Genomic DNA, 16,244 nt, shown 5'->3' on the forward strand with positions numbered 1-16,244 from the left:
CGTACCTTCGACCCGCCCGCGCGCCTGCGCGTCGCGCGCGGCATCGTCGAAACCTGCCGCTTGCTCCCGGTCCTGGTGACCTTCGCGATCGGCCTCGGCGTGCTGTTCACCCTGGCAGCGCTGGCGCAAACCTTCGGCCACCTGGCCGCCGGGCTGCTCAGCGGGCTGGTGCTGCTCGCGGCGGGCGCCGTCGCGGGAGCGGGCGCGGTGGCCGCGAAATGGTTGCTGGTAGGGCGGATCCGCACCGGGGAGCACCCGCTGTGGAGTTCGTTCGTCTGGCGCAACGAGGTCTCCGACACCTTCGTGGAAACGGTTGCCGCGCCGTGGTTCGCGCGTGCGGCGACCGGGACGCCCGTCCTGAACCTCTGGCTTCGCGGTCTCGGCGCACACATCGGCCGCGGGGTATGGTGCGAGTCCTACTGGCTACCGGAGGCGGACCTGGTGACTCTCGGCGACGGCGCGACCGTGGAACGGGGCTGTGTGGTGCAGACCCACCTGTTCCACGACCGGATCATGGCCATGGACACCGTCACCATCGGCGCTGGCGCCACCCTCGGGCCGCACTGCGTGGCGTTGCCCGCCTCCGGCCTCGGCGACGGCGCGACCATCGGCCCGGCCTCCCTGGTCATGCGCGGTGACGCGGTTCCCGCTTCGACGCGCTGGTGGGGCAACCCGATCGCGCCCTGGTTCACGGGCGATCCCGGGACGCGCTGATGGCGGGCAAGTTCTACGAAGCCCCCATCGATGACTACCTCCCGCAGAACGGCAACCGGGGGTATCGCGTTTCCCGGTACGAGCTCGAGCTGTCCTACCGGGTGGCCGCCAACCGGCTCGCCGGACGCGCGGTGATCACCGCGGTGACCACCGAGGTGCGGCCCCGGTACGCGCTCGACCTCTCCCAGGCGCTGAGCGTCACGAAGGTGTCGGTCAACGGCGCCAAAGCCGCGAAGTTCACCCACCAGCACGGCAAACTGGTGATCGCGCCGAACCAGCGGATTCCGGCGGGCGGCGTGCTCTCGCTGGTGGTGCAGTACGGCGGCGCGCCGAAACCGGTGCGCGGGCCATGGGGCGAAGTGGGCTGGGAGGAACTCACCGAAGGGGCGCTCGTGGCCAGCCAGCCCAATGGCGCGGCATCCTGGTTCCCTTGTGACGACCACCCGAGCTCCAAAGCGAGCTACCGGATTTCGATCACCACCGATTCACCGTACTACGCGGTGGCCAACGGGACCCTGCTGCGCAAGCAGACCAAGGCCAGTCAGACCACGTGGGTGTACGAGCAGCCCGAACCGATGTCGAGCTACCTGGCCACCATCCAGATCGGCCACTATCGCAAGCACCGCGTCGGTTCTTCGCACTCTCTGGTGCCGATGCACGCCGTCCTGCCACCGCGGCTGCGCGCCAACTTCGATTACGACTTCGCTCGTCAGCCGAAGATGCTGGAGGTCTTCAGCGAGAAGTTCGGCCCGTACCCGTTCGAGGACTACACCGTGGTCGTCACCGACGACGAGCTGGAGATTCCGATCGAGGCACAGGGCATCTCCATCTTCGGAGCCAACCACTGCGACGGCCGCCGCGGCGCCGAACGGCTGGTCGCGCACGAACTGGCGCACCAGTGGTTCGGCAACAGCCTGACCATCCGGCAGTGGCGGGACATCTGGCTGCACGAAGGCTTCGCCTGTTACGCCGAATGGATCTGGTCGGAGACGGCGGGCGGACCCACCGCCGATCAGTTGGCCCGCGCCGCCCGGCACAACCTCTCCCGCGAACCCCAGGACATCGTCGTCGGCGATCCGGGACCACTGCGCATGTTCGACGACCGCGTCTACAAGCGCGGCGCGCTGACCCTGCATGCGCTGCGCCTGGAACTCGGCGACTCGGCATTCTTCGACCTGCTTCGCGAGTGGACGATCCGCTACCGCCACGCGTCGGTGACCACCGAGGAATTCACCGACCTGGCGGGGCACTACAGCCTGGTGCCGCTGCGATCCCTCTGGGACAGCTGGCTGCGCGCCGAGCGACTACCGCAGCTGCCGCCCTACGGCGGCGCCTCGACCGCCTGATCAGAACACGAGATAGCGCGCCGCCAGTTCCTCCACGAGCGGATCGTCCTCCGGGACGTTGGCCAGCGCGTCCAGATCGGTTTCGACGGCGATCTGCCGTGGGTCGTCGTGTTCGGCGTCCCGCGGGTCCTCTCCGAGCTGACGGAGCAATTTCTGCCGCACCCTGGTCTTCAGCGAATCGTTCATACTTTCGGATGCCCTCGTCGCGCTTTGTTACACCGGTGTAAACAAGGTTCCCCACGGCGTATTGCGCAGCACCGTGTAGACCGCCAGCACTGTGAAGAAAGTCCACATCGTGGTCCGGCTGATCGATGGCAACCGCATCTTCTGACCACGCCACGCCCGTATGGTCCAGTCCGTCACCCATACCGCGAACGCGAGGACCAGCGGAAGCGCGAGCAAGTTGCTGTGCAGGGCATCGATGATCTGCCCGTCGGTGAGGTTGTGCACGGCCCGCATGCCGCCGCAGCCGGGGCAGTACCAGCCGGTCAGCGCGTAGACCGGGCAGGTGCCGTAGGAGCCTTCGACGTGCGGATCGCGCAGATGCAACAGCACGCCGACGCCCAGTCCGACTCCTGCCACGAGCAGGGGAAGCCCGATGCCGCGCCAACCCGTCCTCGGCTCGGGCTCCAGGTCCGGCGCGGGGCCGGGTGCACTATGCGCGATCTCCACGAAGTCAACCGTAACCGTGCGGCGATCGCGGGCGCCACAGCAGCGCCGCGCTACTTCGGCTGGGCGAAGCGGAGCACGTTGCCGGACGGGTCGACCAGCTCGAAGCCCGGACCGCCCGGACCGTCTTCCGGACGACCGGGCTCGGCATAGCGGTAGCTCTTGGCCGCCAACTCGGCATGCCAGCCGAACACGTCGCCCACCGCGATCCACACGACGCTGCCCGGCGTGCCGTCGCCGTGGTGCTCGCTGAGATGAAACGTCGCCTCGGCCCGGGAGACCTGCGCGTAGAGCGGGAATTCCGCGCCGAACCGATGCTCCCAGTCGACCGTGAAGCCCAAGTAGTCCCGGTAGAACTCGTAAGCCCGGGCGACGTCGAACATGCGCAGCACAGGGACCGGCGAGGCGAGGTGGATGGCGGTCATGCCGCGATCCTGCATCGAGCTCCGACAAGCCCACTACATCGCGCACGATGTTCATCCCGAAATGATCTTTTGCCGTAGCGAATCCGGGGGTACTCCCCGATATAGACCAGGAATACCGTCCTACAGCGCTAGCACTAGCAAGCACTCTGCTTGCACTGTACGGTGACGGTGGACACAAAGGAGTGCTCGATGCTGGTGAAGTCGATGAGGACGCTGGCGGACGCGTACAACGGTGCGCTGACCGCCGAATACCGTGCCGGACTGCGGTCCCGCACCTTTCAGACCGCGTCGTTGAACGCACCGACCGCCCGCCACGCGGTCATCCCCGTCACCACCAAGGACGGCGCTCGCCTCCGAGTACACGCGTACGGTCCCGCCGAGGGCGACGTCATCGTCCTGATCCACGGCTGGAGCTGCAGCATCGAGTACTGGAACCCGCAGATCAACGCGTTCGCCGACCGGTATCGCGTGGTCTGCTACGACCAGCGCGGCCACGGCGCCAGCGAAATCGGTAAGGCGGCGCCCAGCAAGGACTCGCTGGCCGACGATCTCTCCGTGGTCCTGAACGCGACGCTGCGCCCAGGACAGCGCGCCGTACTGGTCGGCCACAGCATGGGCGGGATCACCGTGCAGGCGTGGGCCGCTCGCTATCCGGAGCAGGTCCGCAAGCAGGCCGCCGCTGCCGTCCTGTTGAACAGCTCCTCGGGCAACATCCGCTACGACACCGATCTGCTTCCGCTGCTGAACAAGCCGCTGACTTTGGCGGACCGGCCGATCACCGTGCTCGGCGCCACCGTGCGCCTGCCGATGATCGTCGCGGAGACGCTGCTCACCGCCCCGGTCCCGCTGCCGGGCGGCTGGCCCGCCGGCGCCCTGCTCAAGGCGCGCGTGATGACGCCGCACGCCACAGCGGACCAGGTGGAATTCGCGCTGGGCATCGTGCGGTCGTGCCGGCCGCTCACACGCGGCAGGCACGCCGCCGCCCTCGCCGACATGGACCTCGCCGAAGCCGCCGCATCCCTCACCGTGCCCACCACGGTGATAGCGGGCGCGCACGACCGCTTGCTGCCCGAGCGCATGTCGCGCCGCATCGCCGACGCGCTCGCCGAAACCGGCCACTTGGCCGCGTACCACGTATGGCCCACCGGCCACCTGGGCAATATCGAAGCCGCCGACCGCTTCAACGCGGAATTGGCCGCTATCGCCGAGCGCGCCCATCTGCGCTCCGCAGTCGCCGGCTGACCCCGGAGGACGTTCTCCTGGGCCGGTCAACGGCGCTCGGTCCAGGAGTAACTGTCTGCGCGTCGGTTAGGGCCGTTCCGGCCGCACCACCTCGGCGACCCACCCTCTTCTCACCTGCCTTCGAGCGGAGGGCGCGGCTACCTCATCTCCTCCCCAGTCGCGTCTATTCTGTTTGCCGTCCAGATACTGCGTCGACGCCTGTTCGAAGAAGCACCGTCTCCCACCACGCATCTCCAGCGGCAGTAGCTCCGATCCCCGCCGCTCAGCTCCCCATTTGCGCATAACCGTTAACGCTCAGCGAACTCACGTCGACACAGCAGACAGACAGTTTCGGGTTCCGACGAAGGGAGCAGCGGTGAATGTCTGTCGTGGTGTGGCGGTGCTGGCTCTGGCCATCGGCGCACTTGCCGTGACCACCCCGTCCGCATCCGCGCTACCTCTCGGCGTCCCCCCGGCGCGAACCCTCTGCGGCGGAGGCGGTACCGGCATCGGCATGATCGCCGCCTTCTACGACCCCGACCGCACCTACTCCGGCGACCCGGCGCTCTGGATCCGTCCGGAGTTCGTCTTCACCCCCGACCGCCCGGGCGGCTCCTGCGGTGTGGAGGTCACGGTGTCATGGCGGAACTCCGATACCGGCGAGCTGGGCACCCTCCCCTCGATCTGGCTCGACGACGACACACCGGCCGAGGAGAACGTCGCGGATGTGTGGGTACCGCTCGCCATTCCCTCCGGTCTCGGCCGCGTGGAAGTCTTGATCGCGACCAACTTCCCGCACGTTCCCGGGAAGGGAGTGTTCGTCGTCACGTAGGCCGATGCGCCGACTGTTTCGCCCGGTCACCGCGCGGCTGCGTTTTCGATCTCTGAGCAGCCCGCGATACCACCGGCGGGACTACGACGTCCGCGTTCGCGCACCGGAACCACCGCGGGAATGAAAGCGCGAGCCGGGCGGTAGAACAGCACATGAGACTCGACGACGACGCTCGCGCACTCATCGGTTCCGGCGCGGACGCGACGCTGGTGACCATCAACCCGGACGGCAGCCCGCAGGTATCGGTTGTCTGGGTGGCCTTGCAATCAACGCCCGACGGCGACGAACTCGTCACCGCCCACCTGGGCGTCTACCAGAAGATCCGCAATGTCCGCCGCGACCCGCGCGTCGCCGTGACCATCCTGTCCCAGGAACGCGGTGAGGTGATGCGCCCATACCTTTCGGTCACCGGCACCGCCCGCGTCGTCGAGGGCGGCGCACCCGAGCTACTCCGCGAACTCGCCAAGACTCTGACCAGCCCGAACGTCCAGTTCCCCCCGGCAGACGCCCCGCCGGGGTACCTCACCCGCATCCGCATCGAGAAAGTCGGCGGCATCGGCCCCTGGGCCTCCTGAGCGGCGAATGCCGATCAGCTGAACCGATCCACCGTGCCGTCTCGCCCGCAGGCCACTCGGCCACGGTCGGTCGTCAGCTGTCATGCCCGCTTGCTCCGACGTGTCGGAACCCAGCAAGAGGCGGCTGTGTCCCCCGCTGTGATCTCGCCACCCTGGCAACCCCCGCTCGGGATCGCTGGTCACCGCTGACCAATGGGCGCGAGCCACCATGACAGAATGACGGCCCAGTCGTCACACAGAGGAGCTTTCCGGGGTGGAGCTGCCCGCCGAACTCGTCGAGGCCCTCGACCGGGCATGCGCGGGCGTTCCTCAGCGGCAACTTGCCGACTCGGTCGACCGGCTGATCTCGCGCTATCGGGATCCGCACCCGGCCTCGGCGCCGATTCTCGCATCGACCGCCGACGTCACCGCGTACGCCGCCTACCGCATGCCCGCAACCTGGGCGGCCGTGCGCACTGCGCTCGAGCGGTTCGCCGAGCAGGCGCCCGGTTTCCGACCCGAGACACTGCTCGACGTCGGCGGGGGTACCGGCGCGGCGCTGTGGGCCGCAACCGAACTGTTTCCCTCTTTGGCCGAGGCGACCGTACTCGACCAGGTGGACGAGGCTCTGCAGCTCGGGCGCAGGCTTGCGGATGGCGCCGAAGCCGCGGCGTTGCGTTCTGCCGTGTGGCGGCGGACCTCGTTCGCCGAGCGGGAAGTATTCGGCGGAGCCGACCTCGTCACGATCTCCTATGTACTGAGCGAGCTGTCCGAGCCAGAGCAAGCCGCCTTGGTCACCCGGTCGGCCGAGGGGGCGGAAGTTGTGACCGTCATCGAGCCGGGAACACCCGACGGCCACCGCAGGATCCTGGCCGCCCGCGACGTCTTGATCGATGCCGGCATGACCGTCGTGGCCCCCTGCCCGCACCAGCACGCTTGCCCGTTTGCCGCCGGCACGGACTGGTGCCATTTCAGCACGCGGATCAACCGGACCTCCCTCCATAGGCGGTTGAAGGGCGGCGAACTCGGCCATGAAGACGAGAAGTTCTCCTATGTCATCGCGTCCCGGACCGCGTACGAGCCCACGCCGGGTCGAATCCTGCGGCATCCACTCAAACGCAAGGGTCTGGTCACCATGCAGGTCTGCACGCCGGACGACGGCGTACTGCAAACCCTCGTCTCGAAGCGACAGGGCGAGGCATACCGCGGTGCGAGGAACGTGGAATGGGGCGACGCCTGGCCGCCATCCCGCCCGGCGGTGAATTGACCCTCGCGGCCTGTTGAAAGTCCGGGATGATCCCGGCAGCGCCGCGTGCTACTCGGCGTGACGCTCGCCGTGTCCGGACCGGACGAATTTCCGACACAACTGGCCTGCGCCAACCCACTGAGCCGGTCAGCGGATCATTGAACGACCATCCCACTCGTGCCATTCTGCCGGGGTACCGGTCGACCACCCTACCGAATGGACGGTTCACGATATGCGCGATTTCGCTGCTGCTTGGTTACGGCGTTTCACCCGAGCCCGGGTCGCCCGGGCCTACCTGTACTACACGTGCGATCAATGGCCGCCCGTAAACTGATCGGGATCGGCGGGTTCGTCGGAGATCTCGCGGAATATCAGCGAGACCCGCTGACCTGGCTGCAGCGGGTTCAGCCCACCGAGGGGGACGGGGCACGGCTCGCCCGAGGAATCGTCGCGGTATTCGAACCGGACACCGTGCACCGCGTACTTGCGGAAACCAATACGAACTTCGTCATCGATTCGGGTGGCATCGCCGGAGCACGAGGCCGCAGGACGCGACTGGCCCGGCTCCCCGCTTGGATGCAGGTCCGGCGTGAACTGTGGCGCGGCTTCCGCGACGACATCGTCGACGCTCACATCGCCAGATCACCGCAATGGCTACTCCCAGATGATCTGAACAGCCTGGGGACCGGGCTCGTCGAAACATGCCGCGATCTCTGCGGGCGGGGAATCGCCGACTTCTGCCTCGGTGGCGATGCCAGAACACAGGATTTGATCAGCGACATACATGCTGCGGCCAAGGACCTGTTCGCCAGCTCCTACTCCGCGATCGATCGGGCCGAGGCCCGGGTGCGCTGGCTCCCCAGACCTGCTGCGGCCGCCGCGGATTCAGCCAACCGGAGACTTGTGGAGCTGCTCGCCGAGTGTATCGAGCTGCGCGCGAGCGCACCCCGGCCCGCCGTGCCGCGCGATCTCCTCGATGTCCTCCTCCACGATGCCGAACCGCGGTCGAAGGACCAGATCCTCGCGGTTGTGCGGATGTCGATGTTCGCCGCGCCCGGCGTCCCCGGGGTCGCGCTGTCGTGGCTACTTCTTCGTCTGGCCGACCACCCGGAGATCCGAGAGCGGGTCACCGCCGAACTCGGTCGTAGCCGGTTGACCGCCGCCGGCCTGTCGGCCGAGGCCGCCTACACGATCTCGGTGATCCGCGAGACGCTGCGCCTGCATCCTCCGCAATGGATCCTCTCGCGGACCGCCGTTCGGACGACGGAGCTGGCGGGTTACCGCATGAAACCGGGTCACGAAGTGATCATGTGCCCATATCTGCTGCACCGTGACCATCGGTACTGGACCGAGCCGGAACACTTCGACCCCGATCGATGGGCCAGCGGAGTCGGCGCACCCCGCAAGCACGCCTACATCCCATTCGGCTCGGGCACGCGCATCTGCCCCGGATCCCATCTCGCCACCGTCGAGATGGTCCTCGCGGCACGGCACATCACGACCGCCGGAAACCTCCACCTACCTCGGCTCGCACAGGTCACCTCGCAGTTCGCCACACTGCTGCAGCCCGGCGATATCCCGCCGACCATCGCGGTCGCAGGCATGGGCCACGAAAACGCCGCCGCTGAGCCGGTAAGTCGGCACGTTTCCCGATTCGTTGATAGAACTCTGAGAAGAAGGGAACCGACGGGGCCGTCGCCTCGTCCAACGCTGTAGAAACAAAAGTCGGGCACGGGGGTGGAACCAGGTGCCCGCGTGAGCCAAACCGGGGGCGGCATTGAGCGCGAGACCAGCAGTTCACTTTCATGGAGGCAGTGGCGCACACATTGCGCGCGAGCAGTTCGCGCGCAAGTTCGCGGCTCTGTACGACGCAGCGGGCAATCCGTCGCTGCGTAGCGTAGCGATGCGGGCACAGCGGCGTGCTCAGGAGGCTCCGGAGACCGCACGCCCGGTCACCGTCTCGGCGCAGCGGATAAGCGACTGGAAGGCCGGGCGCAATGTTCCCGCGCGATTCGAGACCCTGGCTCCCGTCCTGGTCGAACTCGGCAGGCGGGCACGGCGCAGAACGGGCGTATCCGTCGAACTGCTGAGCATGCCGAGCTGGCGGGCGCTGTGGTCGATGGCACGATCGCCGGTCACCGAACAAACCGGGACGAGCGAAGCTGTCCCCTATCCCGGCATCGACCCGTATCTTTCCTCGGCGACGCCTCTTGCGGGGCGGGCGCGTGCGGTGGACGAGTTGGCCCGGCTGGTGCACGGTCCAGGCAAGTACATCGCACTTGTCGGTGCCTCCGGGGTCGGCAAGACGTCGCTGCTGCGGGCAGGCTTGCTGCCTGCGCTGCAGTCGACGGCTCCGACTCGGCAGACCGTGATGCTCAACCCCGGCCCGAATCCTGTTCGATCATTGATCGAAGCCGCCGGATTGGGGAACGCCAATCATGGTCTCGACGCGCTACCCGAGCGTGTGAAACCGAACCGAAACGGCCGCCTGCTGATCATCATCGATCAATTCGAGGAGCTGTTCACCGATCGCTCCGATCCGCAACAGATCCCTCGTTTCCTCGCCGCGTTGAAGAAGATCGCGGAGTTCGCGCAGATCCTCTTCGCCGTACGTGCGGATGCTGTTGCGGCGTGCACCGGTCATCCGGATCTGGCCGAGGCAGTCGAGCGCAACAGCCTCACCTTGGGTTCGCTGGATCCCCGCGAGATCGCTTCGGTGATCACCGAACCCGCACGTACTCGAGGCGTTACTGTCCAGCCAGGTGTGACCGAGCTATTGCAATCCACGCTGATCGACCGGCTCTCGCCGCACCACACGCACCGCGGATTCGCCGAGCCCGGCGCGGTGCCGCTCTTGTCGATGACCTTGCGTGCACTCTGGTCGACCCGCGAGAAGAACGCGCTGACCGTGGCAGGACTCGCCAGGATCGGGGGCGTAGCGGGGATCGTGGAACGCATGGCCGAAACAGCCTGGGACATGCTCTCCGACCAGGAGAAAACCGACTCGCGGCAATTGCTGCTCCATCTCGTCACCGTGCACACCGACGGCAGCGTTGTGCGCCGTTTCCTACCGCACACCGAGTTGGGCCGTGTCGCCACCAGGACGCCATCGGGCGCGCAGCTCGTCGCACGATTGACCCGATCCCGGATCATCACCGTCGATGACCGATCCGCCCATCTCGCGCACGACCTGCTACTCACCTGGCGCAGGCTCAGCACCTGGATCTCCGAGGAGAGAACCGCACTCATCTGGCGCAGGCGAACCGAATTCGACGCTGCCGAATGGCAATCGGCCGACCGCGATCCAGCACTCCTGTACCGCGGCGCCCGACTGGTGACCGCTCTGCGCCACGCCGACCCGACCCTGGCCACCGTCGCAACCGAGTTCCTGGACGCTTCGATCAGATTCGAGCGAGATGCCGCCGCAACCATCGTCGCCTACCTCCGAAGCAGTGCTCGATACGACACCCCCGCGCTCACCGCCGACGTCGGACTCGACAACACACACTCGCCCATGACCGCATAACTGCTCCCATCTCGGCTCTCCTGGCCCGTCCCGCCTAATGAGTCAAGTCCGGTACTCGAGTTCGTTGGCCCTGGTGAAGGGCGGGGCGGGACACTGAGCGACATGGCCGGATGCAAGCACGTACAGACGGTTGCCGGTGGCGCAGACCCCGGACGATCCGTATGCCGGGTTGCGGGTGTCGCGGGTTCCGTCGTGCGTGGGCGGCACTGCGGTTCGACGAGAGACACACGATGAACAAGAAGCGGGGTGCATCAGCTGTGGAGGGAGAAGGGCCGCCCTCGGAAATTTCGCAACCGATGCCGAGGGTGGGTGGGTTATCTCAGGGCGGCGATCGCGGGCTATCTCGCGCCGATAGCGCGAGGCGGGGCCGGCATTGCGCGCGATACGGGTGCGTGGAGTCGAATGCCGATCTCCGAGAGTTCTGGGCGCGGATCTGCGGCGAGATGTTCGAAGAGGTCGCCGACTCTGTCGAGCGTGCCCAGCGAGCGGGCACTGCCGCCGCGGCGCCGCCGGGTGCCCCCGGAGCTGGCAGATGTTCTGTTCGCGATGCTGCTGCAGACCGCGCACCAGCACTCATTGGGAGGCGGCCGCCGAGGCCGCCGAGCAAAAGGCTCGTAAACACCTCATCCGGTTGCCGGAAGACACTCGCATCGAGCAGGGTGATGACCCACAGAGATGAGAACGAGGCGGTTCCAGGATACTGAAACCACGGGTGACCTGGCTTTACGTGGAGCCGCCTGGGGGAATCGAACCCTCGGCCGCCTTGGCGCAAAAGGCCTGGTCAAGAAGCTGGCCTTGCTACATCGCCGCCGCTCAACTGCCGTTTCACGACGTGTCGCTACATTTCAATATGGAATGTACCACTCAGCTGATGACATGGTCATCACCAGCCAAAACAGGTGCATCACACTGACAGGTGATGACGGCGTCATCACCTGTGATCCCGCGGCACGGACCGCGACATGGGCTACTCCCCGCAGGTGCGGGGAGCATTTGGTGAGGTCGGTATCCGGGCGCTGGGCCTGGGCTCATCCCCGCGTACGCGGGGAGCACGGATTTCCCGCCGGGTGCTCCACCTGGGCGCAGGGCTCATCCCCGCGGGCGCGGGGAGCACTCGTCGGCCGGGCCGGCTGTTCTATGTCGCGGGGCTCATCCCCGCGGGCGCGGGGAGCACCGGCGTGGTCGTCGCGCCGGTCACGCCGAGTCCGGCTCATCCCCGCGGGCGGGGAGCACCCCGTCTGGCTGCGGCGCATCGATCACCGCACGGGCTCATCCCCGCGGGCGCGGGGAACACTGAACGGGATGGTCATCTGCCACCCCTCGCAAGGGCTCATCCCCGCGCGCGCGGGGAGGACGCCGAGAAATTCGATCCGCAAGCGCGAGCCTGGGGCTCATCCCCGCGGGCGCGGGGAGCACGTTTACGGCACACCAGGATTCGGCAAATCCGTGGGCTCATCCCCGCGGGCGCGGGGAGCACTCGGCGCTTCCGGGCGCGGGCTCGGATGAGGAGGGCTCATCCCCGCGGGCGCGGGGAGCACATGTGCCGATTCGACGATCGACGATTTTCCGGGGGCTCATCCCCGCGGGCGCGGGGAGCACCGCTTGTCGGCGGCGTTCGCGGAGTGGCTCATGGGCTCATCCCCGCGGGCGCGGGGAGCACGCTCGATTTGATGTCAGACGTCTGTGATACGAGGGCTCATCCCCGCGGGCGCGGGGAGCACTCTACGGTACGCCCGCACCATTGTTCGTTATCTGGGCTCATCCCCGCGGGCGCGGGGAGCACGTATGCCGCTGAGACTCCGGAAAGCTCTCCGAGGGCTCATCCCCGCGGGCGCGGGGAGCACACTTCCTGACCTGCAGGTTCTTCGGCAGCCCTCTCGATTTTCATTCACTTTCGCGCGGCGGGTCGAGGGTGCGCTTCTTGGCCGCCCGGTGGTAGCGGCTGGCTTTACTCCATCCGGCGCGGGCTCCTCCCGGCTTGACGTCGCTGGTGTGTGGTCGGCGCATGAGGTGGATGCCGTCGAAGTCGGTGGGTTGCCAGTCGTGGTGGTGGACTTTGAAGGCGAGTCGCTGTTCACCTCTGGTGGAGTGGATCATGATGGCGCGGCCGTCTTTGGAGAGTTCCACGACGCGTTGCCAGGCAAGCTCCCGTACTCGTGCGCTGGCGATGCCGACGAATACGCCGGGGCTGATTTCGAGGAACCAGCGGGTGAGGTGGCCACGCAGGCCGGCGGGGCAAGCGCTGAGCACGAGAACTACCACGGCAGGTCCTCGTCGCCGTAGGAGATACCTCCTGCCACATTGCCTTTGCGATCCCACAACTCGACAATGTCTGTGTCCCACTCTGCGGCACCGTCTGGCTCCGCGGGCAGGAGAAGCGCGTAGATGTCGCTGCAGCAGCGTTCGAGCAAGCGCCCGGAGTGCACCGCGTCCCGGACTGCCCGGCGAGTTGCTGCGGGAACGTCGTCACCGCCTTCGGCTGCGGCGTCGAACGCTGCGGGAATAGCGAATTCGGCTTTATAGAGATCGGCGAGGCCGAACACGAAAGAACGCTCGTGTCCGGTGTGAACGAATCCGAGCCCGGGTGCGCAGCCGAGCGCAACGATGACCGCGTGCACTATTCCGTATAAGCAGGTGGTGGCCGATGAGAGGGCTTGGTTGACGGCGTCGCCCGCGTCGAAATCGGTGGGGTCGTAGTCGCGTCGGTTCCACGTCACGCCGGTGCGCTCGGCATGCAGTCGGTAGAGGCGGCGGATGCGTGCACCCTCGCGTCCACGCAGCTGCTGCATAGTCAACCCGGCGACGTCCTCTCCGGGAAACCGCATCTCGTACATCGCCCGCGCGACGCGCAGTCTGGTGGTTTGGTTGGTGACAGCGGCGGCCTGCGCTTCCAGCAGGCGTGAGCTTCTGGCCAGGCTACGACCGTGCGCGTAGTAGCGCACGCCGCGTTCACCGACCCAGACCGCTGTCGATCCGCTCTCGGCCAGCAGCATCATCGCCTGATGAGTCACCCGCGTTCCCGGCCCGAGCAACAGCGCGCCGATCGTGGCTGCGGGAATGTGAACGACGCCGCGTTCGTCGGTGGCGGTGACAGCGTTGCCGTCGCGGTGCACGGTGGCGCGTTCGAGGTAGATGAACGAGAGCCGGTCGCGGGCGCGGACCAGCTCACCGATGCGGATCGGGCGGCTGGCGGGCTGGTCGGTCATCCGAGGGGAGCGAGTGTCAGCAGGCCGCAGCCGTATCCTTTCGCTCGGCCGATTCCGTTGATCAATGCGGCGCGTAGCTTCTGTGCATCAGTGACCACGAGGATGCCCTCGTAGGTGGCCGTGGACAGCGTGATGTTCGCGGAGCCGCGCCGGAAACGCAGGGTCGATCGCTGCGTGATCGTCGCATCAGGGATGTCGCCCTGCGGGCTTCGGCAGATACCGAGCCGGAAACCGTTGTTGTCGGCTTTCGTTTGCAGCCAGGATATTTGGTCACCTGCGGTCAGCCCGGTCGGTTTGCCACGAGTGAGCGGCCCGTCGACGGCCCGGTCCATAGCCGAGCGGATAGGGTTGGCGGTCAACCGGAAATGCCACTGCTGTCCTTCGGTGAGGCTATCGAGTAACGGGGTGTATTTACGGGTAGCCCAAGCGGTGGTAGTCGGCCATCCGGCTTGTTCGACCACGTGGGTGAAATCCGGTTCGTGTGGGCCGACCACGTACAAGTCGATGTCGGTGTCCCGGCGGTCGATGCGCCACAACACTCGGCCGGATCCGTCGCTCGGCCGCGCCAAACGTTCGGGAGGAAAAGCCGCCAGCACGGCAGCATGGCTGACCTGGGGAGAGGACAGGAACTTTCTGGTGCCCGCTCGTGCCGGGTTGAGCGGCACACGTGACAGAAACATCATTCCCCTCCCAAGGCCGCCAGCGGCTGATGGCCGTTACGGCCGTCCGGGTTGGGCACGGTGGTGAAGTCCTCCACGACCGTCCGCCATCCGTATTCGCGGCGAACGGGATCGAAGCTCAGCGGCATATCGCGGACCCGTTCACGAAGTTGCCCGTCGGGATCGCCATCCAGAAGGTCCCGGTAGACCGGCAACCGCACCCGCGTGTGCTGACTGCGCCGATACCATCGCGCGGCTTGCCAATCGGTGTCGTGCAGCGCCTTGTCGAGAGACTGATCCACCGGATCGCCTACGACGAGCGGTTCGGTGACCGGACAAGAGCGACGCCCCAGATACAGCGGGAACTCCGGGCGGCGCAGTGCTTCGCGGATACCTTCGATGAGTTGGCGTTCGCCCTGGATAGCAGCCAGAAAGACCGCGTCGGCCAGGTAGTAGCGCTGCGACAACGGGAACTGCTGCCGCTTGTCGATACTGAGTGCGACTTGGAAGTCACGCACCAGCCGACCCGGCTGGTCGATACGTACTCCGAACGCCAGCCCCTGCAGTGCTTCCTCGATGGGGTCGGTTCTGCGGCGTCCCTGAGCGGCGGCGATGAGACCGAGGATTCCGCTTTTGGACGGGTACTGCTGTGTTTCCCGGCGCGCGAACCGGCTGGCCACCCCCCATGACTGCAAGGGCGCGGCCAACCGCATCAACAGCACCGTCACGACGAGACACCCAAGGCTGTGCGCACACGCTCGGTCACGCCGGCAACGGCAGCGGCGAAGGACACCGGTGTGGCGATCTCACCGAGTGCATCGGCACCGTCGCCAGTGGTAACTACGAAATTCGTTGTTGCACCGTCACCGAACGCGGACTCGATCGCGCTATAGCGGGTGACCAGGGCTTTGGCGGCAGTGGTCGCGCGCGCCGCGCCGATAGCTTCGACCGGTTCCTCGAACGCCGTGACCAGGTTGACCGGCTGGTCGGTGCGCACGCTGAACACGACGACGTCGGGCAGGGTGCGGTTGGCGAAGGTGTTCTGTTTGCCGCTGGGCATGCTGCGCACGAACGCTTTCAAGAACGTTTCGATGGCGTGGACGGTGGCGGCCCGGTCACCCAGGTTCTCCTCGAGCAGCGCGACGTTCACGGTGGCGTAGCGGTAGAGGGTGGAGGAGTTGAACTCGACCACGCCGATCATTCCCGCGCCGGCGTTGTCCTCCGGAGCACGATCGTCGACGGCGGTGTAGTAGTCGAATTCATTGTTCACCGCATGGACGCTGATGGCATGCGCGACTTGCGCCGCAGCGTCGACGTTCAGGTCAGCTGAGTCTGCGACCATCCGGCCGAACAGCGCCACATCGATACTGTCGGCGCCGTTGGCCGCGGCCTTGGCAGCGCTCTTGTCGATCTTGGTGCCGCCAGCAGCCGCGATGGCCAGTTGCGCGAGCCGATCAATCTGGGTGGCGCTCAAAAACAGCAGATACTTCGACTGCTCCACCAGGTCTTCGGCGTCGTCTTTGTCCTTGCGTTTCTTCGGCTTATCCAGGACGATTCCGGCGTCTTTGAGTACCTGGGCGGCTGCCGCGAGCCGGGCGTCGGGGTCTGGGATGGCGCTTCCGATGCGTTCGGCGAGAAGTTCGACGACGCGCTTGGTGCGCACACCCAAACTCGCCGGGTCGATGAGTTCCCGGAACTCGGTGCGGGTGGCGCGTTTCCATGCCTGGCTGGACACCCGTGCTCGGCGTACGCCGCCGTAGACGGCGGTTTTGGGGCTACCGGTGTCATCTCGGTTGATGTTGCTCGGCGGCACGGTCTGCAGGACGTGGACGTCGATGAACATTCT

General features: G+C 66.8%; 15 protein-coding genes, 1 pseudogene and 1 CRISPR repeat array. Of the genes and pseudogenes, 8 read left to right on the forward strand and 8 right to left on the reverse strand.

Features of this window, described 5'->3' with window-relative positions; genetic code table 11:
• Together ON19_RS36185 and ON19_RS36190 are read left to right on the forward strand one after the other, a co-directional pair.
• Positions 1-714: pseudogene (locus ON19_RS36185) on the forward strand (amino acid adenylation protein); the annotation flags it as partial.
• Complete coding sequence (locus ON19_RS36190) at positions 714-2,060, forward strand: M1 family metallopeptidase (RefSeq protein ID WP_083899936.1); 1,347 nt, start codon at positions 714-716, stop codon at positions 2,058-2,060. The pseudogene ON19_RS36185 and the gene ON19_RS36190, both read left to right, overlap by 1 nt.
• Here ON19_RS36190 and ON19_RS36195 read toward each other — a convergent pair whose 3' ends face one another.
• The 3 genes from ON19_RS36195 to ON19_RS36205 are packed head-to-tail and all read right to left on the reverse strand — an operon-like array spanning position 2,061 to position 3,154.
• Entirely contained in the window at positions 2,061-2,246 is a 186-nt protein-coding gene (locus ON19_RS36195; protein ID WP_043703544.1) for a hypothetical protein, read from the reverse strand.
• A gap of 27 nt (positions 2,247-2,273) precedes the next feature.
• Positions 2,274-2,732 (reverse strand): DUF2752 domain-containing protein, encoded by a 459-nt coding sequence (locus tag ON19_RS36200; protein WP_051169681.1) that lies wholly within the window; start codon positions 2,730-2,732, stop codon positions 2,274-2,276.
• A 50-nt stretch (positions 2,733-2,782) separates the two neighbouring features.
• On the reverse strand, positions 2,783-3,154 hold the full coding sequence (locus ON19_RS36205; RefSeq protein ID WP_043703795.1) for a glyoxalase superfamily protein: 372 nt from the start codon (positions 3,152-3,154) through the stop codon (positions 2,783-2,785).
• Positions 3,155-3,343: 189 nt separating this feature from the next.
• Between ON19_RS36205 and ON19_RS36210 the strand changes: the two genes are divergently transcribed.
• The 6 genes from ON19_RS36210 (at position 3,344) to ON19_RS36235 (ending at position 10,533) form a co-directional block, all read left to right on the forward strand.
• The gene (locus ON19_RS36210) at positions 3,344-4,396 is read left to right on the forward strand and encodes an alpha/beta fold hydrolase (protein ID WP_043703547.1); all 1,053 of its coding nucleotides are present in this window, start codon (positions 3,344-3,346) and stop codon (positions 4,394-4,396) included.
• A 355-nt stretch (positions 4,397-4,751) separates the two neighbouring features.
• Positions 4,752-5,207, forward strand: a complete 456-nt coding sequence (locus ON19_RS36215) for a hypothetical protein (RefSeq protein WP_157230028.1) — start codon at positions 4,752-4,754, stop codon at positions 5,205-5,207.
• A 152-nt stretch (positions 5,208-5,359) separates the two neighbouring features.
• Positions 5,360-5,782, forward strand: coding sequence for a PPOX class F420-dependent oxidoreductase (locus tag ON19_RS36220; protein ID WP_043703551.1), 423 nt, complete (start codon positions 5,360-5,362; stop codon positions 5,780-5,782).
• A gap of 253 nt (positions 5,783-6,035) precedes the next feature.
• Positions 6,036-7,028, forward strand: a complete 993-nt coding sequence (locus ON19_RS36225; RefSeq protein WP_043703553.1) for a small ribosomal subunit Rsm22 family protein — start codon at positions 6,036-6,038, stop codon at positions 7,026-7,028.
• 294 nt (positions 7,029-7,322) lie between these two features.
• Entirely contained in the window at positions 7,323-8,723 is a 1,401-nt protein-coding gene (locus ON19_RS39560) for a cytochrome P450 (RefSeq protein WP_051169682.1), read from the forward strand.
• A 187-nt stretch (positions 8,724-8,910) separates the two neighbouring features.
• Positions 8,911-10,533, forward strand: a complete 1,623-nt coding sequence (locus ON19_RS36235) for an nSTAND1 domain-containing NTPase (RefSeq protein ID WP_043703555.1) — start codon at positions 8,911-8,913, stop codon at positions 10,531-10,533.
• Positions 10,534-11,798: 1,265 nt separating this feature from the next.
• Positions 11,799-12,377: a CRISPR direct-repeat array (repeat unit 29 nt; unit sequence GGGCTCATCCCCGCGGGCGCGGGGAGCAC).
• A gap of 40 nt (positions 12,378-12,417) precedes the next feature.
• Here the strand turns inward: ON19_RS36235 and cas2e are convergent.
• From cas2e to cas7e, 5 genes are read right to left on the reverse strand one after another with little or no spacing between them, the layout of a single operon-like run.
• Complete coding sequence (gene cas2e, locus ON19_RS36240) at positions 12,418-12,795, reverse strand: type I-E CRISPR-associated endoribonuclease Cas2e (RefSeq protein ID WP_043703557.1); 378 nt, start codon at positions 12,793-12,795, stop codon at positions 12,418-12,420.
• Positions 12,789-13,739: a type I-E CRISPR-associated endonuclease Cas1e gene (gene cas1e, locus ON19_RS36245; protein ID WP_043703558.1), complete on the reverse strand. Its 951-nt coding sequence runs from the start codon at positions 13,737-13,739 to the stop codon at positions 12,789-12,791. Before cas1e ends, cas2e begins: the two co-directional genes overlap by 7 nt.
• Entirely contained in the window at positions 13,736-14,419 is a 684-nt protein-coding gene (gene cas6e, locus ON19_RS36250) for a type I-E CRISPR-associated protein Cas6/Cse3/CasE (RefSeq protein ID WP_043703561.1), read from the reverse strand. The genes cas1e and cas6e overlap by 4 nt, the downstream gene beginning before the upstream one ends.
• Positions 14,419-15,126, reverse strand: coding sequence for a type I-E CRISPR-associated protein Cas5/CasD (gene cas5e, locus ON19_RS36255; protein WP_043703563.1), 708 nt, complete (start codon positions 15,124-15,126; stop codon positions 14,419-14,421). Before cas5e ends, cas6e begins: the two co-directional genes overlap by 1 nt.
• A complete protein-coding gene (gene cas7e, locus ON19_RS36260; RefSeq protein WP_043703565.1) occupies positions 15,123-16,241 on the reverse strand; it encodes a type I-E CRISPR-associated protein Cas7/Cse4/CasC in 1,119 nt (372 codons plus the stop codon). The genes cas5e and cas7e overlap by 4 nt, the downstream gene beginning before the upstream one ends.
• Positions 16,242-16,244 lie beyond the last annotated feature (3 nt).

The organism is Nocardia abscessus NBRC 100374 (genome assembly GCF_000308455.1).
GTDB lineage: Bacteria > Actinomycetota > Actinomycetes > Mycobacteriales > Mycobacteriaceae > Nocardia > Nocardia abscessus.